Annotated in this window: 1 protein-coding gene; it reads right to left on the reverse strand. The window is 62.3% G+C overall.

Going from position 1 to position 1,948, the window contains the following annotated elements; genetic code table 11:
- Positions 1-1,948 (reverse strand): endonuclease MutS2 (locus WA354_RS15960; protein WP_472814013.1); only part of this gene is annotated, 1,948 nt, incomplete at both ends.

The raw sequence follows: 1,948 nt of genomic DNA on the forward strand, positions 1-1,948 counted from the left end.
GAGGATGCCGGCGCCGTGGCCGTGAATGATGCGGACGCGGGGCAGGCCGGCGAGGAAGGCGCGGTCGAGATACTTCTCCAGCTCTTCAATGGCTTCGTCGACGGTGCGGCCGATGAGGTTGATCTCCATGCGCATGTCGTCGGTGTTGGCACTCGTGACGGAGACGTGGACGCCTTTTTGCTGGCGGGCGGCGGCGAGGGGGTCGGACCGTTCGGATAGGGACGTCGCGGATTTGACCACTTCGGCAATGTCGTCTTTTTTTACGCGCATCTTGATGGGGCCGAGGGCGACTTCGAAGATATCCTTGTCGACTTCGCGCTGTACGACACCGATTTTGCCCATTGACTTCAGACGTACATGGTCGCCGGGAGAAACGTGGCGGAGCACGTGCGGCTGGGCGTTGGCATCGCCGGCGTCGGCGCCGGTGCGGTGGGCGACGACGGTCTGGTTAAAGCTCTCCTGAAATTCACGGCGGAGCCGGTTGATGCGGCGCTCGGCTTCCTTGGAGAGCTTTTGCTGGGCGGCGCGGTCCTCGATGGCACGGACATTCTCGCGCATCTGGAATTCAAATTCCTTCATCAACGAGGCGAGCTTGGTTTCCAGTTCGCGGGTGCGATTGCGAAGTTCGACGTCACCTTCGCGGGCGAGTTTGGCACGCTGCTGATTGAGGGCGTACTGCTGCTCGCGGGCTGCCTTGCGGTCTTCTTCGAGTTGCGTGAGTTCGTTGTGAAGTCGATCAAGGAAACGTGCGATATCCACTTGCTGCGAGCCGAGACGTTCGCGGGCGGCGACGACGATGGTGCGATTAAGGCCGAGACGTTCAGCGGTCTGGATGCCGGCTGAAGCACCGGGGACACCGAGGCGGAGCTGGTAGTTGGGGATGAGGGTGTTTTCATCGACTCCTGCTGCGGCATTGAGAACGCCGGGCGTGTTTGCGGCGTAAACCTTAAGCGAGGTGTGGTGGGTGGAAATAAGCGTCCACGCGTGGTGTTCGAGGAAGTGGGCGGCAACGGCTACGGCGAGGGCTGAGCCTTCTTCGGGATCGGTGGCGGAGCCGAGTTCATCGAGCAGGACGAGGGATTGCGGGTCGGCAAGGCGCGAGAGGCGATTGAGGTTGACGATGTGCGCGGAGAAGGTGGAGAGCTCAGCCTCGATGGATTGGGCGTCGCCGATGTCGGCGAGGAAGGCGGTGAAAATGGGGAAGCTGGCTGAAGCCGCGGGAACGGGCAGGCCTGCCTGGGCCATCATGGCAAGGAGTGCGGTGGTTTTGAGGGTAACGGTTTTGCCGCCAGTGTTGGGGCCGCTGATGATGAGCTGGCGGGATTCGGTGGTGAGTTCGAGGGAGAGCGGAACGATTTTACCTCCGACGGCGCGGAGGTGCTTTTCGAGGAGCGGGTGGCGGGCGTCTTCGAGATGCAGGCGATCAGCGCTGAACGTTGGGGCAACGCAATCGTAGTTGCGGGCGAAGCGGGCGCGTGCCAGCAACGTATCGACGAGAGCGAGGACGCGGGCGCCTTCCACGAGAGCAGTGGCATAGCCGCCGACCTGGCTGGTGAGCGCTACGAAGATGCGGTGGATCTCTTCCTGCTCTTCTTCGATGAGGCGGACTAGCTCGTTGTTCTGCTCGATGGTTTCGAGAGGCTCGACGTAGACGGTCTGGCCCGACGAGCTGGCGCCATGAACGACGCCGGAGACGCGGCGCTTGAGCTCGCTGCGGACGGGAATCACAAAGCGATCGCCGCGGATGGTGATGAGGTCTTCCTGCGTGGAGCCTTCGACGGAGAGTTTGCGGAGAGCGGCACGCAGGGATTCTTCGATGGCGCGCTGCTGGCGCTCCTGCTCGCGACGGATGCGGTTGAGTTCGGGTGAGGCGTCGTCGGCGAGGGTTCCATCGGGCTGGATTTTGCGTTCAATGGATTCGGCTAAGGGTTTTAGAGAAGAGCCAGTT

Source organism: Occallatibacter sp., from assembly GCF_049802275.1.
Taxonomy (GTDB): domain Bacteria; phylum Acidobacteriota; class Terriglobia; order Terriglobales; family Acidobacteriaceae; genus Telmatobacter.